This is a genomic window from Vibrio sp. 1151_11 (assembly GCF_029478525.1).
GTDB classification, from domain to species: domain Bacteria; phylum Pseudomonadota; class Gammaproteobacteria; order Enterobacterales; family Vibrionaceae; genus Vibrio; species Vibrio anguillarum.
Genome location: NZ_SHMN01000012.1, coordinates 13,640 through 33,367, shown reverse-complemented (window position 1 = coordinate 33,367; position 19,728 = coordinate 13,640). Strand labels below are relative to the sequence as shown.

General features: G+C 44.2%; 21 protein-coding genes and 1 pseudogene. 9 read left to right on the top strand and 13 right to left on the bottom strand.

Translation table 11 applies throughout. From position 1 onward, the window contains the following. Positions 1-202: 202 nt before the first annotated feature. The 3 genes and pseudogenes from mobA (at position 203) to EXZ60_RS10515 (ending at position 1,773) form a co-directional block, all read left to right on the top strand. Positions 203-790 carry a molybdenum cofactor guanylyltransferase MobA gene (mobA, locus tag EXZ60_RS10525; RefSeq protein ID WP_026027998.1) on the top strand — a complete coding sequence of 196 codons (588 nt, stop codon included), beginning with the start codon at positions 203-205 and terminating at the stop codon, positions 788-790. Then, a pseudogene (gene mobB, locus EXZ60_RS10520) lies at positions 787-1,296 on the top strand (molybdopterin-guanine dinucleotide biosynthesis protein B); the annotation flags it as partial. The gene mobA and the pseudogene mobB, both read left to right, overlap by 4 nt. A gap of 201 nt (positions 1,297-1,497) precedes the next feature. Continuing rightward, the gene (locus EXZ60_RS10515) at positions 1,498-1,773 is read left to right on the top strand and encodes a DUF2960 domain-containing protein (protein WP_026027239.1); all 276 of its coding nucleotides are present in this window, start codon (positions 1,498-1,500) and stop codon (positions 1,771-1,773) included. Between the two features lie 79 nt (positions 1,774-1,852). Here the strand turns inward: EXZ60_RS10515 and nagK are convergent, their stop codons facing one another. Next, positions 1,853-2,764 (bottom strand): N-acetylglucosamine kinase, encoded by a 912-nt coding sequence (nagK, locus tag EXZ60_RS10510; RefSeq protein ID WP_277435675.1) that lies wholly within the window; start codon positions 2,762-2,764, stop codon positions 1,853-1,855. A 156-nt stretch (positions 2,765-2,920) separates the two neighbouring features. Then, the gene (locus EXZ60_RS10505) at positions 2,921-3,652 is read right to left on the bottom strand and encodes a tRNA-uridine aminocarboxypropyltransferase (RefSeq protein ID WP_277435674.1); all 732 of its coding nucleotides are present in this window, start codon (positions 3,650-3,652) and stop codon (positions 2,921-2,923) included. A gap of 92 nt (positions 3,653-3,744) precedes the next feature. Between EXZ60_RS10505 and EXZ60_RS10500 the strand changes: the two genes are divergently transcribed. Continuing rightward, positions 3,745-4,536: a sterol desaturase family protein gene (locus EXZ60_RS10500; protein ID WP_019282162.1), complete on the top strand. Its 792-nt coding sequence runs from the start codon at positions 3,745-3,747 to the stop codon at positions 4,534-4,536. Positions 4,537-4,573: 37 nt separating this feature from the next. On the opposite strand, the gene EXZ60_RS10495 is transcribed toward EXZ60_RS10500, so the two are convergent. Beyond that, the gene (locus tag EXZ60_RS10495) at positions 4,574-6,649 is read right to left on the bottom strand and encodes a methyl-accepting chemotaxis protein (RefSeq protein ID WP_277435673.1); all 2,076 of its coding nucleotides are present in this window, start codon (positions 6,647-6,649) and stop codon (positions 4,574-4,576) included. A 58-nt stretch (positions 6,650-6,707) separates the two neighbouring features. Here EXZ60_RS10495 and EXZ60_RS10490 point away from each other — a divergent pair, with 58 nt between their 5' ends. Then, complete coding sequence (locus tag EXZ60_RS10490; RefSeq protein WP_194661834.1) at positions 6,708-7,220, top strand: NlpC/P60 family protein; 513 nt, start codon at positions 6,708-6,710, stop codon at positions 7,218-7,220. 11 nt (positions 7,221-7,231) lie between these two features. On the opposite strand, the gene EXZ60_RS10485 is transcribed toward EXZ60_RS10490, so the two are convergent. Continuing rightward, positions 7,232-7,573 (bottom strand): DUF3802 family protein, encoded by a 342-nt coding sequence (locus tag EXZ60_RS10485; RefSeq protein ID WP_026027237.1) that lies wholly within the window; start codon positions 7,571-7,573, stop codon positions 7,232-7,234. 404 nt (positions 7,574-7,977) lie between these two features. On the opposite strand from EXZ60_RS10485, the gene EXZ60_RS10480 reads away from it, so the two are divergent. From EXZ60_RS10480 to EXZ60_RS10470, 3 genes are all read left to right on the top strand, one after another. Beyond that, positions 7,978-8,844, top strand: coding sequence for a fructosamine kinase family protein (locus EXZ60_RS10480; RefSeq protein WP_017042505.1), 867 nt, complete (start codon positions 7,978-7,980; stop codon positions 8,842-8,844). A gap of 157 nt (positions 8,845-9,001) precedes the next feature. After that, complete coding sequence (locus EXZ60_RS10475; RefSeq protein ID WP_010320526.1) at positions 9,002-9,205, top strand: CPXCG motif-containing cysteine-rich protein; 204 nt, start codon at positions 9,002-9,004, stop codon at positions 9,203-9,205. A 252-nt stretch (positions 9,206-9,457) separates the two neighbouring features. Next, a complete protein-coding gene (locus tag EXZ60_RS10470) occupies positions 9,458-10,828 on the top strand; it encodes an MATE family efflux transporter (protein WP_026027236.1) in 1,371 nt (456 codons plus the stop codon). Between the two features lie 78 nt (positions 10,829-10,906). On the opposite strand, the gene EXZ60_RS10465 is transcribed toward EXZ60_RS10470, so the two are convergent. The 9 genes from EXZ60_RS10465 to EXZ60_RS10425 all read right to left on the bottom strand — a co-directional run bounded on the left by EXZ60_RS10465 (position 10,907) and on the right by EXZ60_RS10425 (position 18,755). Next, on the bottom strand, positions 10,907-11,755 hold the full coding sequence (locus tag EXZ60_RS10465) for a DNA ligase (protein ID WP_277435672.1): 849 nt from the start codon (positions 11,753-11,755) through the stop codon (positions 10,907-10,909). A gap of 180 nt (positions 11,756-11,935) precedes the next feature. Next, on the bottom strand, positions 11,936-12,781 hold the full coding sequence (locus EXZ60_RS10460) for a patatin family protein (protein WP_179217571.1): 846 nt from the start codon (positions 12,779-12,781) through the stop codon (positions 11,936-11,938). Positions 12,782-12,956: 175 nt separating this feature from the next. Then, positions 12,957-14,147 carry a hypothetical protein gene (locus EXZ60_RS10455; protein WP_277435671.1) on the bottom strand — a complete coding sequence of 397 codons (1,191 nt, stop codon included), beginning with the start codon at positions 14,145-14,147 and terminating at the stop codon, positions 12,957-12,959. Beyond that, positions 14,144-14,764 (bottom strand): energy transducer TonB, encoded by a 621-nt coding sequence (locus EXZ60_RS10450; protein ID WP_094147900.1) that lies wholly within the window; start codon positions 14,762-14,764, stop codon positions 14,144-14,146. Before EXZ60_RS10450 ends, EXZ60_RS10455 begins: the two co-directional genes overlap by 4 nt. Then, the gene (locus EXZ60_RS10445) at positions 14,764-15,168 is read right to left on the bottom strand and encodes a biopolymer transporter ExbD (protein WP_013856855.1); all 405 of its coding nucleotides are present in this window, start codon (positions 15,166-15,168) and stop codon (positions 14,764-14,766) included. The genes EXZ60_RS10450 and EXZ60_RS10445 overlap by 1 nt, the downstream gene beginning before the upstream one ends. After that, entirely contained in the window at positions 15,165-15,713 is a 549-nt protein-coding gene (locus EXZ60_RS10440; RefSeq protein ID WP_013856854.1) for a MotA/TolQ/ExbB proton channel family protein, read from the bottom strand. Before EXZ60_RS10440 ends, EXZ60_RS10445 begins: the two co-directional genes overlap by 4 nt. Further along, a complete protein-coding gene (locus tag EXZ60_RS10435; RefSeq protein WP_064625229.1) occupies positions 15,713-17,053 on the bottom strand; it encodes a MotA/TolQ/ExbB proton channel family protein in 1,341 nt (446 codons plus the stop codon). The genes EXZ60_RS10440 and EXZ60_RS10435 overlap by 1 nt, the downstream gene beginning before the upstream one ends. Continuing rightward, a complete protein-coding gene (locus EXZ60_RS10430) occupies positions 17,050-17,823 on the bottom strand; it encodes a DUF3450 domain-containing protein (protein ID WP_277435670.1) in 774 nt (257 codons plus the stop codon). Before EXZ60_RS10430 ends, EXZ60_RS10435 begins: the two co-directional genes overlap by 4 nt. A 155-nt stretch (positions 17,824-17,978) precedes the next feature. Next, a complete protein-coding gene (locus tag EXZ60_RS10425; RefSeq protein ID WP_115339916.1) occupies positions 17,979-18,755 on the bottom strand; it encodes an MBL fold metallo-hydrolase in 777 nt (258 codons plus the stop codon). A gap of 165 nt (positions 18,756-18,920) precedes the next feature. Here EXZ60_RS10425 and EXZ60_RS10420 point away from each other — a divergent pair, with 165 nt between their 5' ends. Beyond that, on the top strand, positions 18,921-19,628 hold the full coding sequence (locus EXZ60_RS10420; protein WP_017044733.1) for a glycerophosphoryl diester phosphodiesterase: 708 nt from the start codon (positions 18,921-18,923) through the stop codon (positions 19,626-19,628). Positions 19,629-19,728 lie beyond the last annotated feature (100 nt).

Below are 19,728 nucleotides of genomic sequence, written 5' to 3'. Positions count from 1 at the left end.
ACAACTTAACGAGAGCAATGAAAAAGATCCACCCGCGCAAGTGAGATTGGTTATAATCATCAGCCAGTTAGCACCAAGACATGAGTTGGGTTATCATCCTTACCTTGGTTTGTCGCCACTAAAAATGGGCGAGTGATGCTCAATCAATGAGTTTAACTTGTCTGTACGGCGCTCTTCTCATCGCACAATTAAGAGACATTTCATGTTACTTCCCACACAAACAAGTTGGGTTATTTTAGCGGGTGGGCAAGCCAGCCGTATGGGTGGACAAGACAAAGGGCTGATTGAACTCAATGGCCAACCTTTGATTCAACATGTCATGAATAAGCTTAAGCCGCAATCTACTAACCTGACGATTAACGCTAATCGTAACCATGCACAGTATCGTCAGTTTGCGCCTGTCATTTCCGATACCATGGCTGATTATCCCGGTCCACTCGCTGGAATTCAGGCAGGGTTAACCCATGCACAAACCGATTGGGTCGGATTTGTCCCTTGCGATTGCCCGTTGATCAATGACGATCTTGTTGCGCGTTTTTGCCATGCTGCTCAAGACTCGCATGATATTTTAGTCGCCCATGATGGTCACTTCGCTCAACCCGTATTCACCCTTATTCACCAACGTGTGCTGCCAACACTGACTGCATTTTTAGAACGTGGCGAGAGAAAAATCACCCGTCTTTATCAAGAATGCCACACAGATTACGTTGACTTTAGCGACTCGCCAAACTGCTTTTTGAACCTCAACACGCCTCAAGATCTGGCACAATTTGGAACTTTGACATCATGAAATATCAAGCGCCTTCATGCCCTTTGCTTGGCTTTGCGGCCTACTCTGGCACAGGAAAAACAACCCTGCTTGAAGCCTTGTTGCCCAAGTTAAGGGCAGCAGGCCTAACATTAGGCGTACTTAAGCACGCGCACCACGATTTTGATATTGATAAACCAGGTAAAGATAGCCATCGGCTGCGTAAAGCGGGGGCAAGCCAGATGTTAGTTGCATCGCGCTATCGTCATGCCATGATGACTGAGACGCCAGAAGCCGAACCCGATTTCGAATATCTTTTGTCTCGCTTTGATTGCGATAAACTCGACGTAATTTTAGTTGAAGGGTGTAAAAACCTCACCTTTCCAAAAATTGAATTGCACCGTGCTGAAGTAGGTAAACCTTGGCTATATCCAAATGATGAAAATATCATCGCTATCGCCGCGGATGAAGTTGTGAAAAGTGCTTTACCACAGATGAACATCAATGATCTCGATGCAATAGCGGCGTTTGTCATTGAATATGTACAGCGTTGTAAATGAAATATCCTGCGCTATTTCAGTGGTGAAAGCGTGACAATTATCCCACTTAAAGGCAAAATCTAGCCCATTACATGTTGGTTAGTCATGTTTCAGCGCTGCCAACGCCCCCATTTTCAATTGGTTGATAGTAAGCGATCAGCCTTTGTTTATTTTCCCGAAATTGGGAATGACGATTTTAGAGAGATGATCATGGCTCGCACCATTTTGTACACTTACAAAAATGAAGATAAAACGCTGACTTTTTCTTACGAAAAGCATCACAACATTCAAGAAGCAGTAGCCGAAGCAGAAGGTATTGATATTACTGATTTTTTAAAAATGGAACAGCAGCTGGAAATGATTTCTGACGCAAAAGCGGTACGCAATTACCGCGATAACCACTTTAAAAAGTTAGGTTTTAGCAAGCTAACACTGCAACAAAAAGAAAACGTAGGTGTGGGTAAAAAAGGCGCTAACACCAAATAAACAGAACTTAGGTTAAAGGGTTAACTTTTGACTGATATAAAAAAGGGCCCGTTTGATTATAGGCCCTTTTTGTTTGATTTTATGATTTGATATTAAGGAAAGCCGCACCACGTACGCCGCCAGAATCACCATGTTTTGCTTTGATGATCTTCGGACATTTCGCGACAGAAAGCAGGTATTTCGGTACGCGTTTAGGCATCTCTTCGTAGATCAATTCAAAGTTTGATAAACCGCCACCGAGCGCAACAACGTGTGGGTCATTGGCTGTGAAAATGTTGGCAAAACAGATGGCAAGTAGTTCCATAAAGCTCTCAACATGCTCAACGGCTTTCGCTTCACCTGCTTCATTGGCGTGAATGATATCAATCGCTTTTTTGTGCTCGCCATAATAGTGCTCGTACAATAGCTCAAAACCGCGGCCAGAGAGATAACTGTCTAAGCATCCTTTCTTGCCACAACCACAGCCGAGCATCGGCGCGTTATCGCCAAGATGTAACCATGCATCAAGAGGCAGACGCATATGACCAAACTCCCCTGCTACGTGGTTACGACCAGAGAATACTTTCCCTTCATAGATAAGGCCGCCACCAAAACCTGTGCCGAGAATTAGGCCCATAACCGAAGGCTCATTTTTCAGCTCATCGTCCCATGCTTCAGAAAGCGCAAAGCAGTTTGCATCGTTTTCAATCTTCACGCTGCGGCCAATTTTTGCTTCTAAATCAGCACGCAATGGTTTGCCTTTTGCAGCAGGAACGTTGACGGTTAATACCGTAGCATCATCAGCATCTTCCATACCTGGTAGGCCAAGGCCTATTTTACCTTCCACACCCAATTGCGCGTCATATTTACTCACCAACTGCGCAATGGTTTCAACTAGCAGATTGTAGTCGTTTGTTGGGGTAGGAACGCGCTCCGTTGCTACGCGTTCTAACTTCTCATTAAACGCACCAAACTCAATTTTAGTGCCACCGACATCAAAGCCGTAGTACATGCAATCTCTCCTAAAATTTGCTCATCAATGAGCTAAAAATAAAACTTTGGGCATTATCCACAGAGCTCAGCCTACAATCCGTGACCAAGTACCAATTTATCTGGTCTATAGGTTCGATTGAACAATTACTCATCACCAAATCGATCAACTTTAGAGTCACGTCTCGCTTTGCTGCTGGTCGATGAAACGTTTCAAGACTGGCCTGCTCAAATCATGTTTTAGGCGGGTTTTACTCAGTAAGTAACTTTCCCGAAACACTTCAAACCATTGGCTTAATAGCAGAGAGGCTTGATGCTCACCCACTTCAGCCAATACCAATGACGCCACTTCAGCCGTTGATAAATGCTGCTCATTATCAGATTTACGCATCATATATTGCGATACGCTTTTAGGTGCGATAGACATCACCGGAAGCACATCCAAATAAGGTGATTTGCGAAACATTCGTCTTGCCTCGCGCCAGCTTCCATCAAGCAATATCAACAGTGGTTTGCGTTTATCGTGCGCGCTGGGAGGGCTTTGCATTACTCGAGGCTTTTCATCCACATACTCTTCGGGAAAAATGACGACTGGTTGATAAGCGGGATTATTCAATAGTGCTAGCATTTCCGCGTGAGGTTCGGTGCGATTCCACTGATAAACGTAAGTTTCTTTAATCACATCGGCAATTAGTCGACCAGTATTACTGGGTTTAAATACTTCATTTTCAGAAACCAGCAGTAATACTGCGATATCCGTATCCATATCCGGTTGATGGCTGCATAAGCAGTATTGCGTGGCGACCTGACAATAGGCGCAACGTTCAACTTTCGCACCACGAGCTTGAAAAGGTTTGGTCGATAACGCTAAGCGATGTTGGAACAAATGGTTAAATGCGTGGATTCTCATAAATCAGGGCGGCAAGCTGGAAAGTGCTGCCGATTGTACTTACAGTACAAGCAGATTCCTAGTACAAGACCATTGAATATGAGCCATTAAGCATGAACCTGAACCCTGAATTGATCCGTTTGAGCGTATTTTTCGCTGTATTTATGCTTTGTGCGCTGTGGGAATGGTCTTGCCCACGTAAAACACTCACCCAAAGTAAAGCCACTCGCTGGCTGAATAATTTAGGTTTGGTTGGTTTAAATAGTGTGTGCTTATCGCTATTGATGCCAGTTTTAGCCATTGAAGCGGCTTATTGGGCGCAGCAAGACTCGGTTGGCCTTTTTAATTGGGTGGATTTACCACAAGTGGCTGAAATTACACTGTCAGTTATTATTCTTGATGGCGTGATTTACGCCCAGCATGTGCTTTTTCACTTCTCTCCTTGGTTATGGCGTTTACATCGCATGCACCACGCTGACCAAGATATTGATGTGACCACTGGCTCGCGCTTTCACCCACTTGAGATGATCCTCTCTTTGTGGATCAAAATCACTTGCGTGATCATTTTGGGTGTCAGCCCATTCGCGGTATTGATATTTGAGGTTGTGCTCAATGCGAGCGCGATGTTTAACCACAGTAACGCAAAATTACCGTTGAAAATGGACCGTTGGCTTCGCTGGTTGGTGGTGACACCTGACATGCATCGGGTGCATCATTCAGTCATTGTGCGAGAAACTCACTCCAATTTTGGTTTTTTCTTGTCATGTTGGGATCGGCTATTTCGTACTTATCGTGCGCAGCCAGAATTGGGCCATAAGCAGGTCATTATCGGCCTACCACTCTTTCGAGAGAAGCGTGAGCAGTGGTTGGATAAAATGCTTACCCAACCATTTAGAAAAAAGTGACAACGTCATGAAAATACAGAAATCCGCGCTGGATAAGCTAGTTGAGCGTATATTTATGCAACATAGCCTGCTGTTCACCCGCAACTTCAGCCACCTGCTCTGAACTTTCGACCATGGCTTCAAGCTGTAATTTAGTTTGCTCACCTTGCGATGAAACTTGGCTGATAGATTGGCTTACATCGGCCGTCGCTCGCTCTTGCTCTTCTGTTGCAACGCTTATCTGCTCAACTCGAGCACGAATCTGTTCCACTGCTTTTTCTATCTGCTCAAATGTTGTTTTGACTTCTTGACTCGATTGCAGCGCATTACTCATCTCTTGGCGCGAATCCGATACCGCTTGACGAGAGCGCTGCGTTGCATTGGTGAGTTCATTCATCATGTCCCGGATATTGGTGGTTTGCTGTGATGTATCGCTGGCTAATTTGCGTACTTCATCGGCTACAACCGCAAAACCACGCCCCTGTTCGCCAGCTCTTGCTGCTTCAATCGCGGCGTTCAACGCCAGTAAGTTGGTGCTGTCAGCAATACCGCTGATCATATCCACCATCTCGCGAATTTTCTTCACGCGCTGGTCAAGCTCGTGCATTGCTTCATCGTTTAAATGCAGTGTATTTTCAAGAGATTCCAAGCGAACACGGTTTTGTTCCACAACTTTCACCCCTTGCGTAGAAAACTGGCTGGCAGCCACTGATTCTTCATAAGATTCACTGGTCACAAGCGCGATATTCCGAATCGCCGATTCCAACTCACTCACTGTGGAAACCATGTTAACCAACGAATCATTTTGTGCGGCTAAACTGCGGTTGGATTTATCGGCTGCATCGTGACTGGTTTCGGCATTTTGGTAGAGCACTTCACAATTGCGCGTTACGGTAGAAATTGAATATTTTGTTGATTCAATAACTTGGTTTAGTTGTAGAGCAACTTCTTTAAATTCACTCGGGCCAATCAAGCGAGCGGGTTGAGAAAAATCGTGTTGAGTTAATAATGCAAGCTTGGCCAATAAGTTATTCAGCCCCAGCTTTAGCCAGTGGCGTAACCCTAGCCATGCAAGTAAAACCAAAGCGACCAGAATAATGCCGCCAGTATATTGTACTTGCTTAACCATTAGCATTGCGTCATGAACCACGTTCTCACTATGTTTGATCAACTCACTTGCGGTGGCAGAAATCGTATTTAGCAGTGCTACCGTGTCTTTGGCTAGCTGCGCAGCTTGTGCCATTTCTTGTCGCTGCTGCTGTGCTTGCTCAATTTTATTTAAGATCAGTGCTAAAATGCCATGCTCAACAAAACCCGCTTTAACCATTTCATAAGGTGCCGTCAGGCTTGCAAACTCCATAACATCAGGATGCCACTCTTTGAAATCATCAAAGGCTAGCTCAATTCCCGCCATGCGATTACGGATTTCTTTAAATTGCACTTTGGCCTGTTCAGGATCGTTTTGCATCATTAACAGTAAGAAGGTACTTTCCATCGAACTTGCACTGGCAATAAAGCGGTTAGCCGCATCCATCGATTCCGGGTTATCTAATGCGAGAAATGAACTGATCCGGTTCATCTCCGGTCCAATGGAGCTTAATCCGTAACGAAACGCGGTGGCGGCGTTATCGATAGCATTCTGCTGTTCAAGCAAAGAGGCCTGCGTTGATAAAATAGAATAGGTGAGCTGCTGAAATGCCGCACTTTTGCTGCGTAACGACACTTGATGATCTTGAGTAATCGCGTTACCGATACGAGTAGCGATGGAGAAAAGCTGGTCAGTAAGTTGGTCAGTCTGCTGGTTTAAGTGGCTTAATTGCTGGTTTACCGCTTCTAATTCTGCCGATTCCGTTGTGCGGATGCCATCTCCGAGAGATTGTACTTGTTCTAATATATTTTGCGTCAACCTTGCATTATTTAATGCCAAAGGTAGTGTTTGTTCAGACAATCCAGAAAACTGTAGCCCTACCTTATCGATGCTTTTTAAACTGGTGATGGATAAAAGGACCACCAGTAACGTCATCGTGATGAAAATGGCACTGATGGTTTGAATCAACGACAGTGAATGTCGATTATTTATTGAGGAATTCATGATAAATGCAACTAAGTGATTAGAGAATGTGTTAAGGCTCAACCATAGTAGGAATGCAATATTTCAAAAATGTTTCAGTTACATTTCATTGGGATGATAAATGATTAAAAGTCCAATACTCTTCGCATTATCAATAACTAGTGTGCTAACGGGTTGCGTAGGATCGCCTATTTCGTCCAATTCTGGCCCTACTTATGTTACTCAAGAAGAGGTTCTGTCAATTGTCCAAGATAAAGACGATGGATTAGGCACGGTTTTTCAGCGCTGGCAAGGAGTGCCGTACCGATTAGGTGGTGAAACGTTGAACGGAGTCGACTGCTCAGCATTTGTGCAAATAGCGTTTAAAGATGTATGGCAGATCCCTCTACCACGAACCACACGCTCACAGAGTCAAACGGGGTTTGAGGTAAATTATCAAAATGCGCAGCGCGGGGATTTGGTCTTTTTTAGAACATCAAGGACGAGCAATCATGTTGGAGTCTATCTAGGAGACAAAAAATTCATGCACGCCTCTACGTCTAAAGGTGTGATGATCTCAAGAATCGATAACCCCTATTGGGCTTCTAAATTCTGGCAATTTAGGCGGATTATAAGCCCGCCTAACTCTGATTAGTCATACTTCAATTAGTCGTACTTCGCAACGGCAGTATCGAACAGATTCTTCACTAAGGCGATGTATTCATCAAGAAAAAGGATCTGTTCATTGGTCGCAGGTTTACTCCAAACACCCGCCAATACTTCACCAAGATCTTCCACTACAGAATCGGCTTCTTTGAGCAACTGGAATCGAACACTGGAATGTAGCTCAGGGTTTTGTTCAAAAATAGCCATGATGTTGCTTGAAACCATGTCGGTCACAACATCTTCTACACTTTCAGCGCCAATATCTCCGCCTGATGTGAACACATCCATATTAAAAGAGAGATGCTCTATCAGAGCCAAATAACCATCGGTTTCTACAACCACTTTAATTCTCCGCTTTACCGCTAAATTGCTAGTAATCACTGTACCTTCAATAATACTAAGCCATGTCAGCCCATTTTCACAGATTTGATAGTTTAGACGTTCAAATTTCCCGCGATTTCTTGATAAGCATCTATTTCACGAGCATTTATTTTCCCCAAAGTAGGATACGCCATCCTATAAATTGGGTTACTAGCACCTAAGCAAGATCAACTTATGGAAAATATAGCGTTATTTTTAATACTCTTTCTGTATTCGCATCTGCAAATTCTTGCACTTAATCACATTTATGAGCATTGGTGCTCCCTCAAAAGGAAAGTGGCTAAATTATGTGTCACGCACTTCTGAAATATTCGTAACCATGACCTAAACTACGAATTATTAAGTAAATCAAGGCAGAGGTCGTTATGTGGCAAACTCTCATTCAGCAGTTATCCGATACGCTCATGTTTGAATTTAACCCTGTTGAAAAAGAAAAAGTCAGCGGTGGTGACATTAGTGATTGCTACATGATCAGCGATGGTGAGCAACGCTATTTTGTTAAAGTGAACACACGAGACTTTTTAGCTAAGTTTGAGATTGAGGGTGAAAACCTACGTTCGCTTCGTGAAACGTCAACAGTACAGGTTCCCGAGCTAGTGATGATTGGAACCAGTAAAAATCATGCTTTCATTGTTCTAAACTATCTACCAACCAAACCCCTAGATAACGCGACGAACAGCTATGAGTTCGGTGTACAACTGGCCAAACTGCATCAATGGGGAGAACAAAAAGAGTATGGGTTTGATGCAGACAATTATATTGGTTCCACTTTGCAGCCAAATCCGTGGGACAAAAAATGGGGTCGTTTTTTTGCGGAACAACGTATCGGCTGGCAATTGCAATTGTTGCGTGAAAAAGGAATTGAGTTGTTCAATATCAGCGAGTTGGTCGACGTTGTCCAATCTCGCTTAGCTAACCATAGCCCTCGCCCATCTCTGCTGCATGGAGATTTGTGGCATGGGAATGTGGCAAACTCTGTATTTGGTCCAATTTGCTACGATCCCGCCTGTTATTGGGGTGATCGTGAATGCGATATCGCAATGACAGAGTTATTTGAAGGTTTTCAACCTGAGTTTTACCAAGGCTATGAGAGTATCTTACCTTTGAGTTTGGACTATGTGGAACGTAAAAATATTTATAACCTCTATCATGTCCTCAATCACTACAATCAATTTGGTGGCCACTATCTGGTCGAAGCGGAAAGTTTGATCAAGAAAATCCTCTCCTTTTAACGGTGTAAATAACCGAGCTGTATAGACAACAAATGAGCCTTAATAAATGGCTCTTTTGTTGTTTTATGGGCCAATTCAAAGTTTGAACTTAATTTGCCACTTAAAGGAACTTAGCGACTTAGTATTAAGGTATCTCCAAGGATGTAAGGAAAGAGATATGAAAAATTATACGGAAAGAATGGTCAACTGCCCTCACTGCGGTCATTCCATTAGGATCACCCTAGATGCATCAAATGGTAGCCAAGAGTTTTATGACGATTGCCCCGCCTGTTGCCATGCGATTCATCTCAATATGATGGTCGATGAACGTTTAGACAAAATAGAGTTGTTTGTTGATGCCGATGATGAACAAATCTTTTAAAAAGTGAGCGCTTGGCAAGCGCTCTTCTTAATGGTTACGTGCAACACGCCAAGCCCCCCTATCTAGCCTAATCAAGCTTTGTCTGAAATAGATTTCACCGCATATAGCGCGACGAGCAACCTTCCAAATAAACATTAGGTAATTTCATCAGTTTTTCATGGAGCTTAGTGTGACATTTCTTTATCATCCATGCCTACGCGATAAGTTGATTATTGGTCGCGATTTTTGCTTGTCCTTCCTCTGGAGATATTTGTGCATCGTTATAAACAAGAAGCTTCAAATTTAATCAAATTGGCAACACCTGTGTTGATTGCCTCTATTGCTCAAACTGGAATGGGCTTTGTAGATACCGTCATGGCAGGTGGTGTGAGTGCGATTGATATGGCTGCGGTATCGATCGCAGCGAGTATTTGGCTACCTTCGATTCTGTTTGGTGTTGGGTTGTTAATGGCGTTGGTTCCTGTGGTAGCGCAACTCAACGGATCAGGGCGGCAAAAGAAAATTCCTTTTGAAATACAGCAAGGCGCAGCGCTAGCGTTGTTTGTCTCTATTCCCATTATTGGTGTTCTTTTTCAAACTCAATGGATTTTGGGGTGGATGGATATTGAGCCGTTGATGGCTGAAAAAACTAACGGGTACATGTACGCCGTGATGTTTGCCGTACCTTCTTATTTACTATTTCAAGCATTGCGCAGTTTCACGGATGGTATCTCACTGACGAAACCCGCCATGGTGATTGGTTTCGCGGGCTTATTAGTTAACATTCCACTTAACTGGATTTTCGTATACGGAAAATTTGGCGCACCAGAGCTAGGCGGTGTGGGTTGTGGTGTGGCGACGGCAATTGTCTATTGGTTGATGTTTTTTATGCTGCTGTTTTATGTCGTCACTTCTAAACGCATGGCGCACATTAATATCTTTGGTGAATTCCATAAACCACAATTGAAGGCGCAAATTCGCTTATTTAAGCTTGGTTTTCCTGTGGCGGCAGCGATATTTTTTGAAGTTACTCTATTTGCTGTGGTCGCATTGCTGGTCGCTCCACTCGGTTCATTGGTGGTGGCGGCTCACCAAGTCGCTTTGAATTTCTCATCATTAATTTTTATGTTACCGATGAGTATCGGCGCGGCAGTGAGCATCCGTGTTGGCCATAAGCTGGGCGAAAAAAATATTGAAGGGGCAACCATCGCTTCGCAGGTTGGCTTGTTAGTCGGTTTATCTACTGCAATTATCACAGCGACGTTAACGGTCCTATTTCGTGAATATGTGGCTTTGCTTTATACGGAAAACCAAGCCGTTGTAGCCATGGCGATGCAGTTGCTTATTTTTGCGGCTATTTATCAATGTATGGATGCGATTCAAGTCGTTGCAGCAGGAGCGCTACGTGGTTATAAAGACATGACGGCTATTTTTAATCGTACCTTTATCGCTTATTGGATGATTGGCTTGCCAACCGGCTATGTATTAGCAATGACAGATTTCATTGTCGAACCTATGGGTGCCAGTGGGTTCTGGATAGGATTTATCGTTGGCTTATCCTCTGCTGCTTTAATGCTGGGTATCCGCTTACACTGGATGCATCAACAAGCCGATAGCGTGCAACTCGATTTTGCATCGAAATAACGGCTTGATTCTCTGAATTTCAACGTGGCGAAAAGGCGTTGCGATGAAATAATAAGGTCAGACATTGTCTGGCCTTATTTATATTGCTGGCCTTTCTCTCATAAAACGTGCAAATCTTGGTTTTCCTTCTGCAGTGAGATCATTAAAACGAAAAGTAATAATGGATCCGATCTTTGGCGGATTATTTCTGATCTCATCAGAAAAACCGCTGCCGATATAGAACTTAACACCGTTTTCTAAGCGCACTAGCACTGATCCCATCATACCTTGGTACTTGCCAGACCCCAGTTTATAACCAATGACCGTAGCTTCAGCATCTTGGTGTTTTTTAAGCTTAAGTAAATCGTTACTGCGGCCAGCTTGGTAATCGGCATTAATTTTTCGCAGCATCACCCCTTCACCCTGCCCATCACTTACGTTGTCTAAATACCCAAGCAGCTCTTTTTCTGAGTGAATTGGTGAATGTTCAATATAGGTAATATGCGGAGCATTCATGAGTGAGGATAAGTGGATGAGATGGCGGTATCGCTTTTGGTAGTCACCGATCGCTTCGGGCATATCAAACAGCATAAAGCGGATGCTTTGCCACGCTTCATCGGTTGGTATGGTATCCAATACCGTTTGTTGAACGTGATGAAACTGACCTCGTCCAGCCCAGAGCTCTCCTTCTAATGCTTTATTAGGTAATGGTGCAGTAAACCAAGCAGGCGCATTGATCTTATTACCATTGCGCGTATGAAGATATTGTCCATTCCAGACGGCGCGAATTCCATCCAGTTTTTCACTTTTCCAGTACTCAGCAACATCAATGCCATGTTGGTAACTATTGGCTGCTGTGACCGGAATAAACATCTGAGAGTTTTCCGTTGCAGTGACAGGAATTGTGTTCAATAAAGCGATGGAGAGTAGCGATAGTTTCAGTTGCATGCCATCAGGCTCGATCAATCAAAATGTGGTACATACTTAGCACGTGCCACTCATATGAAAACCATAAACAAGATAAATTGCGATGAAATTCATACTCAATCATCTCTAAAAAACAGCTTATTACATAGACAGTTACGACATGTAGATAGTGTTTTATCAGCCTTTTAAACCTAAGCGTTTTTAGGCTGCACGTGTGTATTCAAGCCACTCCAAATGATTTTGCCCGGCTTTTAAGCCCATGTCATAGCCTATGTTGAGCAAAGGTAACTTCATCGTCAATCTCTTAACGGGAAACCCTTCAGGTGGCGCGATTACTCGAATGATGGCATCAGAAGGTGGATTGCGAATAAATTCAAGTGATTGGTTGTAATGTTTCGCACGAAATAGCATTGATTTAGCCATATTTGGATGGCGTGAAAAGAGTTTTTTCATCATCCACTTACTTTTAGGAGGCGACATGATATAGCTAAGTGGATGTGATAAAACAACCGTAATATCTCGTGCTCCACGGCGATACGCTTCTTTAACAGGGATCGAGTCAGCAACCCCTCCATCAGTGTAGCAACCACCATGGAAACAAGGCGTGTGCTTATAAACTATCGGTAGCGCGGATGTTGCCTCAATGGCCGTGCTCAAGTTTTCTTGAGTCACTCGATAATAATCGGCTTTACCCGTTTCGATATTGGTTGCAACGGCAAAGAAAGGGACTGAGTTAAACAGTTTGTCTTCATCAATCGGATAACGTCGGTTGGACTCATCAATTAGCCAACGCACATCGACGAGATTTCCCCCCTTAATAAAGCGAATTGGGTTAAAAAAAAGACGGTCGGTGGCAAGCTGAGTTACAACGTGATAACTGCGTCTCGGTTGCTGCGCAAGGTAGCCGATTAAGTTTGAAGCTCCAGCTGAAACACCTAATACAAAATCAAATGGGTTATGCTGATGTTGTAAAAAACTATCCAAGACTCCACTGGCAAAAATGCCGCGCATCGCACCACCTTCAACCACTAACGCTTTCATCATGATTCTCTCTCTGTACTTCATCGTTAAACGTTATGGTACGGAAAAAATCAGAAAGACAATAATAGGTTCTCTTTATCACTAAGATAGGCAAAACCGAACCAATGTCAGTCTTGATAATGACGATTCAAAAATCGTAAAAGGTCAGACGCCTCATCATCGGGCAGATGAGGCGCTATGATCAGATATTAGCAGTTTGCGCTTGCTGAACTTTTTGTAAACGAGAAAGGAATTTGATCCATCCTTTGGCATGGCTTGATGGGTTTAGGTTTTCAGCTTGCTTGGCTTGGTATAGAGCATTATCGAGTTGATTGAGTTTGTACAGCGCATGAACTCGCGCTAACGCGACATCGGCTTTTTTCTCGCGCGTGGTGACTTTATCCAACGCCTGTAACGCTTCTTTAAATTGCCCTTGCTGGTTGTACAGCAGCGCCACTTGCCAATAATATTGCTCATCCTGTTCAGCTGCTTTTGTCCATGTTCTGATCGCTGATTGCCATTCTTTGGCTTGCTGCCAGTAAGTGGCTTGCTCTTTCAGTAAAGTTAAGTCTTGATCAGCATCAGATTCAGATAATGTTTGCAGAACTTGCGCCGCACGTTCTGGAATGCCATTTTGCGCATACAACTGCGCGAGCAAGTGTTTATCCTTATCGGTTAATTCCATACCTTGTAATTTGGCTAACGCTAGACTGTTTAATGCTTGACGACGCTGATCTAAACGCAGATGTAAACCGACCAACTGTCGCCACCAACTGGCTTGGTCAGGCTCCAGCATGATCAGTTTTTCTAAAGTTGGAATGGCCGCCTTCCATTGTTCTAGCTGAAGCTGCGCACCTAATTTAAGTGACAGTGGGTTTTTAGTATTGAGTGGTGTCACGGTTTGGTATTTATCCAATGCATGCAGCACTTTTTTCCATTGTGCAATTTGGTAGTGGGTTTGTGCGATACGCAACCACAGATCGTCTACTTTCTGTGAAGGAGGAACGGATTTCAATAATTGGTAGTAGTGCGGTAACGCCTTTTCAAATTGTTGTTCATTGACATACAGATCAGCCAACATACGTTCGGTGGTCCATGCCTGCTCATCTTGCAGCTCTCCACTCTCTACAGCGTACTTGATCTGTTTGACTGCCGCTTTGGGCTGACCACTTTGCCAATAAAACACACCAAGCATCCGGGCAACAAATGCTTTATCGTAAAGACGTGACGTTTCAACACTGCTCAGTACCTCAATGGCTTGAGTGAGGTTCTCTTCTAATGCAAATTGCTGTGCTTTTTGCACTTTCAGGACTGTTGTCGCACTTAATTCGCTCGCATTTAAAGAGAGCGAGCCGATAACAAGTGATAAGCCAATCAACATACGTTTCATCATTTGGCGATTTTAAACTCCACAGTCACGGTTTGTCCCGGCTGCTCAATGGCTTTACCGTCGACAATCTGAGGTTGATACTTCCATTTTTTCAGCGCTTGCATCGCTTCACGCTCAAACATACGTTTAGGATTGGCATCGACGACATTGATGTCGACGGCTTTTCCTGTTGTATCAATGGTAAAGCTTAATGTAACGAAACCTTCTACGCCTCGCTTTAGAGCTCGGCTTGGATAAACCGGCTCGACACGATATAACGGCATTGCTTGCTGGTTTGAGCCAAAATCACCAAAGGTTGGTGCGCTAATCGCCACCCCATTAAGCGCTGTATCCAAACCCAAAGCTGGTAAACTAGTGAGTGATGTAGCGGCCGTAGCGGTAGTTTGTGACTCTGTCACTTGTGCTTGCGGTGGCGGCTCAGGCAATTTTAAAGGTTCCGGAACGCTACGTTGGCGACGCTGTAAATCGTGTTCTTGTTCCATCATCACCATGTTAAATCGCAGTGCTTGAGTTGGTTTTACAGCGCGTTGGTTACCGTTATCCACCATCCACGCCATAAAACTGAACAACGCCAGCGAAATCGCTCCTGCAATTGGCAAAGCAAGCAGTAAACGTCCCATTAACGCTTCTCCGCCGCCAATGCGATATTTTTCACTCCGGCCCCTTTGGCCGCATCCATCACTTTAACAACCGTACCGTTATAAGCATGTTCATCCGCTTGAATCACTAACGCCGCGTCTGGTTGTTCGAGCAGCAAATGCTCTAGAGTGGCCTCTACACGTTCAACATCAATCAAGCGTTTATCGATGTAAATATCATTGGATGCATTGATAGCGACAAAAATACCCGCATCTTTCTGACTCACCGCGTGAGAAGCTTGAGGGCGGTTAACCTCAACACCTGATTCACGAACAAATGAGCTGGTAACAATGAAAAAAATCAGCATGATAAAGACGATGTCGAGCATCGATGTTAAGTCTATCTGCGCTTCATCATTTCTTGGCTGGCGTCTGCCTAATCTCATCGCAAACTCCTTAACGATTTTTCTAATTTTAATTCAAGTAGATGACACTTTTTTGCAAGACGGGCATGCACAAACATGCCCGCAAGGGCCGCGACCATTCCGGCCATTGTCGGTAATGTGGCCAATGAAATGCCAGATGCCATCAATTTAGGATCGCTACTGCCTTGATTTGCCATCACATCAAACACAGAGATCATTCCGGTGACGGTGCCGAGCAGCCCTAACATTGGGCAAAGTGTAACGAGCAGTTTGATCATGTTAAGGTTGTGGCGCAGCATCTGCTGTGCTTCACCAAGCCAACCCTCGCGAATCGCATGGGCATACCATGAATGGTGTTCCGCGCGTTGATGCCATTGCTCTAACCACCCTTTTCGATATTTAGGAAAGCTCAATACCACAAACAGTACGCGTTCGATGATCAACAACCAATAAAGTGCCACCACCCCAGCTAGCCACCATAAGACGATACCCCCTTGCTGCATAAACTGCTGCAAGGTTGTTAGCCAGTCATTGCTGAGCAGTGCGCTTGGCAATACGCTGTTCATTACGCCGCATTCCTCATTGAAGCTTGGCATTCTTGTTCTGCTTGCGCAGCAACGAGGCCAATCCCCTGTTTTTCTAAAATAGAGCGAATATTTTCGGCTTGAGAGCTTAAGATATTATGAGCTAATAATAGTGGAATCGCAGAGACTAAACCCAGAACGGTAGTCACCAAGGCCATTGAAATACCGCCCGCCATTACTTTTGGATCACCGTTACCAAATTGTGTAATCACTTGGAAGGTTTCAATCATGCCTGTCACCGTACCCAATAGCCCAAGCATCGGCGCAATCGCAGCTAATAACTTCAGCATCGATAAACCTTTTTCCAAATGCGCTTGTTCATCGACCACCGCTTCCAGCAAGCGCAGCTCCAACGCTTCTACGCTGCGATTTTGCTCTTTGTTATAGACGCTAAGTACTCGCCCCAATGGGTTATTACCAATTTTCTGTACATCTTTAAGCTGCGCTTTGATCTTGTGGTGAGTCATCACCAATGCGAAGCCGCGATAGAAAGCAATGATTAAACCAATACCAAGCAGTACCAAAATGATGTTACCGACCGCACCACCCATTTGTAGCCGTTCTGCTAATGTTGGCGTAAGGGCTAGCTGTTCAAGCATGATGCCACGCGAAGGATCGACCACTAAGCTTTCGATTTCCCCCGTATTTAGGCCAGAGAAAATAGGTCCATTGTCCGGTTGTTTCAAATAAGCGGTGGCGGCTTGTTTATCTCCATTCCATTTGACATAACCTTGCTCTGTCACCAAACCAAAGGTTCCAATACGATAAGCGGCCACATTTTTCGTGACACCGTCACCATTGATAAATGCGATCTGAACGCGGCTTAGCTCACCACTGGCGATAATCTGTTCAACATAGCTGTGCCATAACCCTGTCAGCTGCGGCATCGAGGGTAAAGATTTTGCGGCGACAATTTCTTGTACCCGCGATGTATACTGATGGCGATCAACCGCAGTGATGGAAGATTCCAATTCACTGCTTAATGCTTTGGCATTTTGGCGTACCACACCAAACAGCTCTCCAAGGCTTCCTGTTTCTAAGCGAAGCTGCTCTTCTAAACGTGCTAGTCGGTTTTCATTATTACTGAATTGCGTGCTTAGCTTATCCGCTTGCGCTTGTAAATCTTGGCGCTGAGCTTCTAGCTCTGCTTTGGCGCGGCGTAGCTGCTGTTCGGTTTGTTTAAAACCCGCTTCGCGTTCAATATTGTGCTGCTGCTGCTGTTTGTTTTCCACTTTGGCGTTGCTGACTAATTCCGTAGAAGCAAAGCTGTTGAAAGCCAATAGTGTTAAACAGAGTGATGAGAGAGAGAAAACCATCTTCATTTGCTTTGCTCCTCTACTAACTCAAGTGAAACAGGAACCGTCATTAAGTTCGGTGTGATTAAATTGTTGGCCATTTTGAAAGCGGTATCTAAATCGGCATATAGCCCACTATCGACATCGCTCCATTGGTGCGAATGTTGGCTCCAGCTCCAATACTGTTTGCCATTTAAGCTACGAGCCACCAGCGATAAACGGCCAACGTATAAAATGTCAGCTTCAATGGTTTTGTTTTCATTGAGCACCACTGCGCCTTGATAAACACCCAGTTTAGTCCCGTAATCAATTTCGATTTGGTACGCTTCAAGAATACGGCGGTATTTTTCAGCATCGCTGACATCCGATCGCACCATCATCGATTCCAGCTTTTCTAAACGCTCTAAACGCGTTTCGCGCTTTAATGGTTTGTCGTTTTCGATCAGGGTACGTAGCCCGTCGATCATCTGATACATCAAAGGAACGATGCCTTGGCGAGTCAGTTTTATCTCATCAATTTGTGACGATAAACTTTGCGCTTCCTGATTCTGGTTTTCCACCAGCGATGCCAAGTGATTACGATAAATAGTGAGATTTTTCACTTCTTCTTTTAACTGATCGATATCAGCTTGCATCAGCAACGCTGATTGAGAACTGTGATTGATGTTCTGTTGGCTGGCGACTGAAGCCGAATTGGTTTTATTTTGGATGGCATTCGCGTCACTGAGTGTAGAAGCATTTACTGCGAACAAACTGGTAGTCGCCACCAAGGACAAGCTGATTTTTAAAAGATTCATAGACGTTATTCATTACCTTCAACGAAGTGTTATCACCTTGTTGATAAAAGCTCTCATTATCATCAAGGATCGCATTCTAACGATTTTTTCCGGTGCAAACAACCACAGTATGCGGCGAACACTCTTTGTTGATGAGTTTTAAAGCCACCTACCCTTTATTTACCTTTACTGACCCCAAATTGCCAAACAGACTTCATTAAACTTTTGACTTTTATTTTGACCACTCGCCAATGTGTGATGGGCCGTATAGGTGCGGTATTTAGCAGGTGTTGGTAGGTTTTTTCGCTCAAACGCCCCTCTTTGCCGTGTGCAAGAAGCAGTGTTTCAGGGTTGAGCTTGAAGATCCGTTCAAGTGACTGGCGATATTGATTGGGATGGAAAATAGGAAAAGGGGCAATCAACTGCTTTTTCACTTCAACCATTAAATCAGCAACATACACAATGCCTTGCTGTGCATGGTAGACAGACAAATCTCGGTCGGTATGCCCTGGAGTTTCTAAGATTTGCCATTCGTTAAAATGAGGAATAGTGTCGCCATCGTTGAGCTTAATGTCAGGCTTTAAGACACGTGGATACCATAAATTCTGCCGCGGGCGGCCTAGGCGATTCGCCATCCAACGCGCAAGCGCAAGATCGGCTAAATGCATACAAAATCCGTCCAAACCACAATACCAATCATGATCTTTATTGGCAGAGATAATTTTACAACCCGTTAATGCACGCAATTGATGAGCCGCCCCAGCGTGATCTGGATGCATGTGAGTTACCACAACGGTATGAAGATGAGAAAAAGGACGGTTCAGTTCATTCTCAATGAAGTGCTGCAACGTAGGTATGTCTGCTCGACTTGCACCGTCTAGCAGTAATAATCGTTCTGGATATTCAGCCAGATACATATTCTGAATATAGCCTTTGATCGTATGTAGCTTCACCGTTATCCCTACTTGACAGATCAGACCTCCTGCCTGATGTTGGATAAGCATAGCATTAGCGAAAGTGATGTCCAAAGCGCGTCGTCTCTCATTTCCATCAATTTGAAGACAAAATAGAAGGCGCGCGCTATGCTGAGCCGGTTTTAATTGTGTGGAGATAACGCTATGAAGCCTATGATTATTGGCCACCGCGGAGTGGCCGGCCATTACCCTGAAAATACGCAAGTGAGTGTGCAAGCCGCTATTGATTTAGGCCTAAAGTGGGTTGAAGTGGATGTGCAACCGACTCAAGATCACATATTGGTTGTTTGCCACGATCACACCATTGATCGTTGCAGTAATGGTAAAGGGCGCATTGATTCTTATACGCTTGAGCAATTACAACAGTTCGATTTTGGCGGTTGGTTTGATCCTCAATTTGCAGGCGAACCCATCATGACATTAGAGACGTTGCTGACACTCGCAAAGCAGCACAGCCTTGGTTTAAACATTGAAGTCAAAGTGGATAAACACGATGTTGCTCAAGTCGCTGCTCAGCTTAAAGCGCAACTGGATCAATGTGGATTACCGAATGAACAGATTGTTCTCTCCAGTTTTAGCCACGCTATCATGCGCGAGCTTTATCAGCATTGTCCGGGTTATAAATTAGCGGTGTTGAGCGAGCGATTAACGCGTAAAGATAAGCAAGTGTTAGCCGAAATTGACGCCTTTGGCTGTAACCTTAACTATCAATGGATCAGTGCGAAACACATTGCCGAGTTACATCAAGCGGGTTACCAAATTTGGTGCTACACGGTGAATAATCCGAAAAAGTTCAAACATCTCAACTCGGTTGACGCCATTTTTAGTGACGATCCACAGTGCTTTTTGTAAGCCTGCAAGCGTTTAGCTGACTGGTAGAATCTCTTTATTGAGAATGATTCTTCATAATGCGCCACTCTTCCACTCTGTCATCACTCAATAATATGGATGA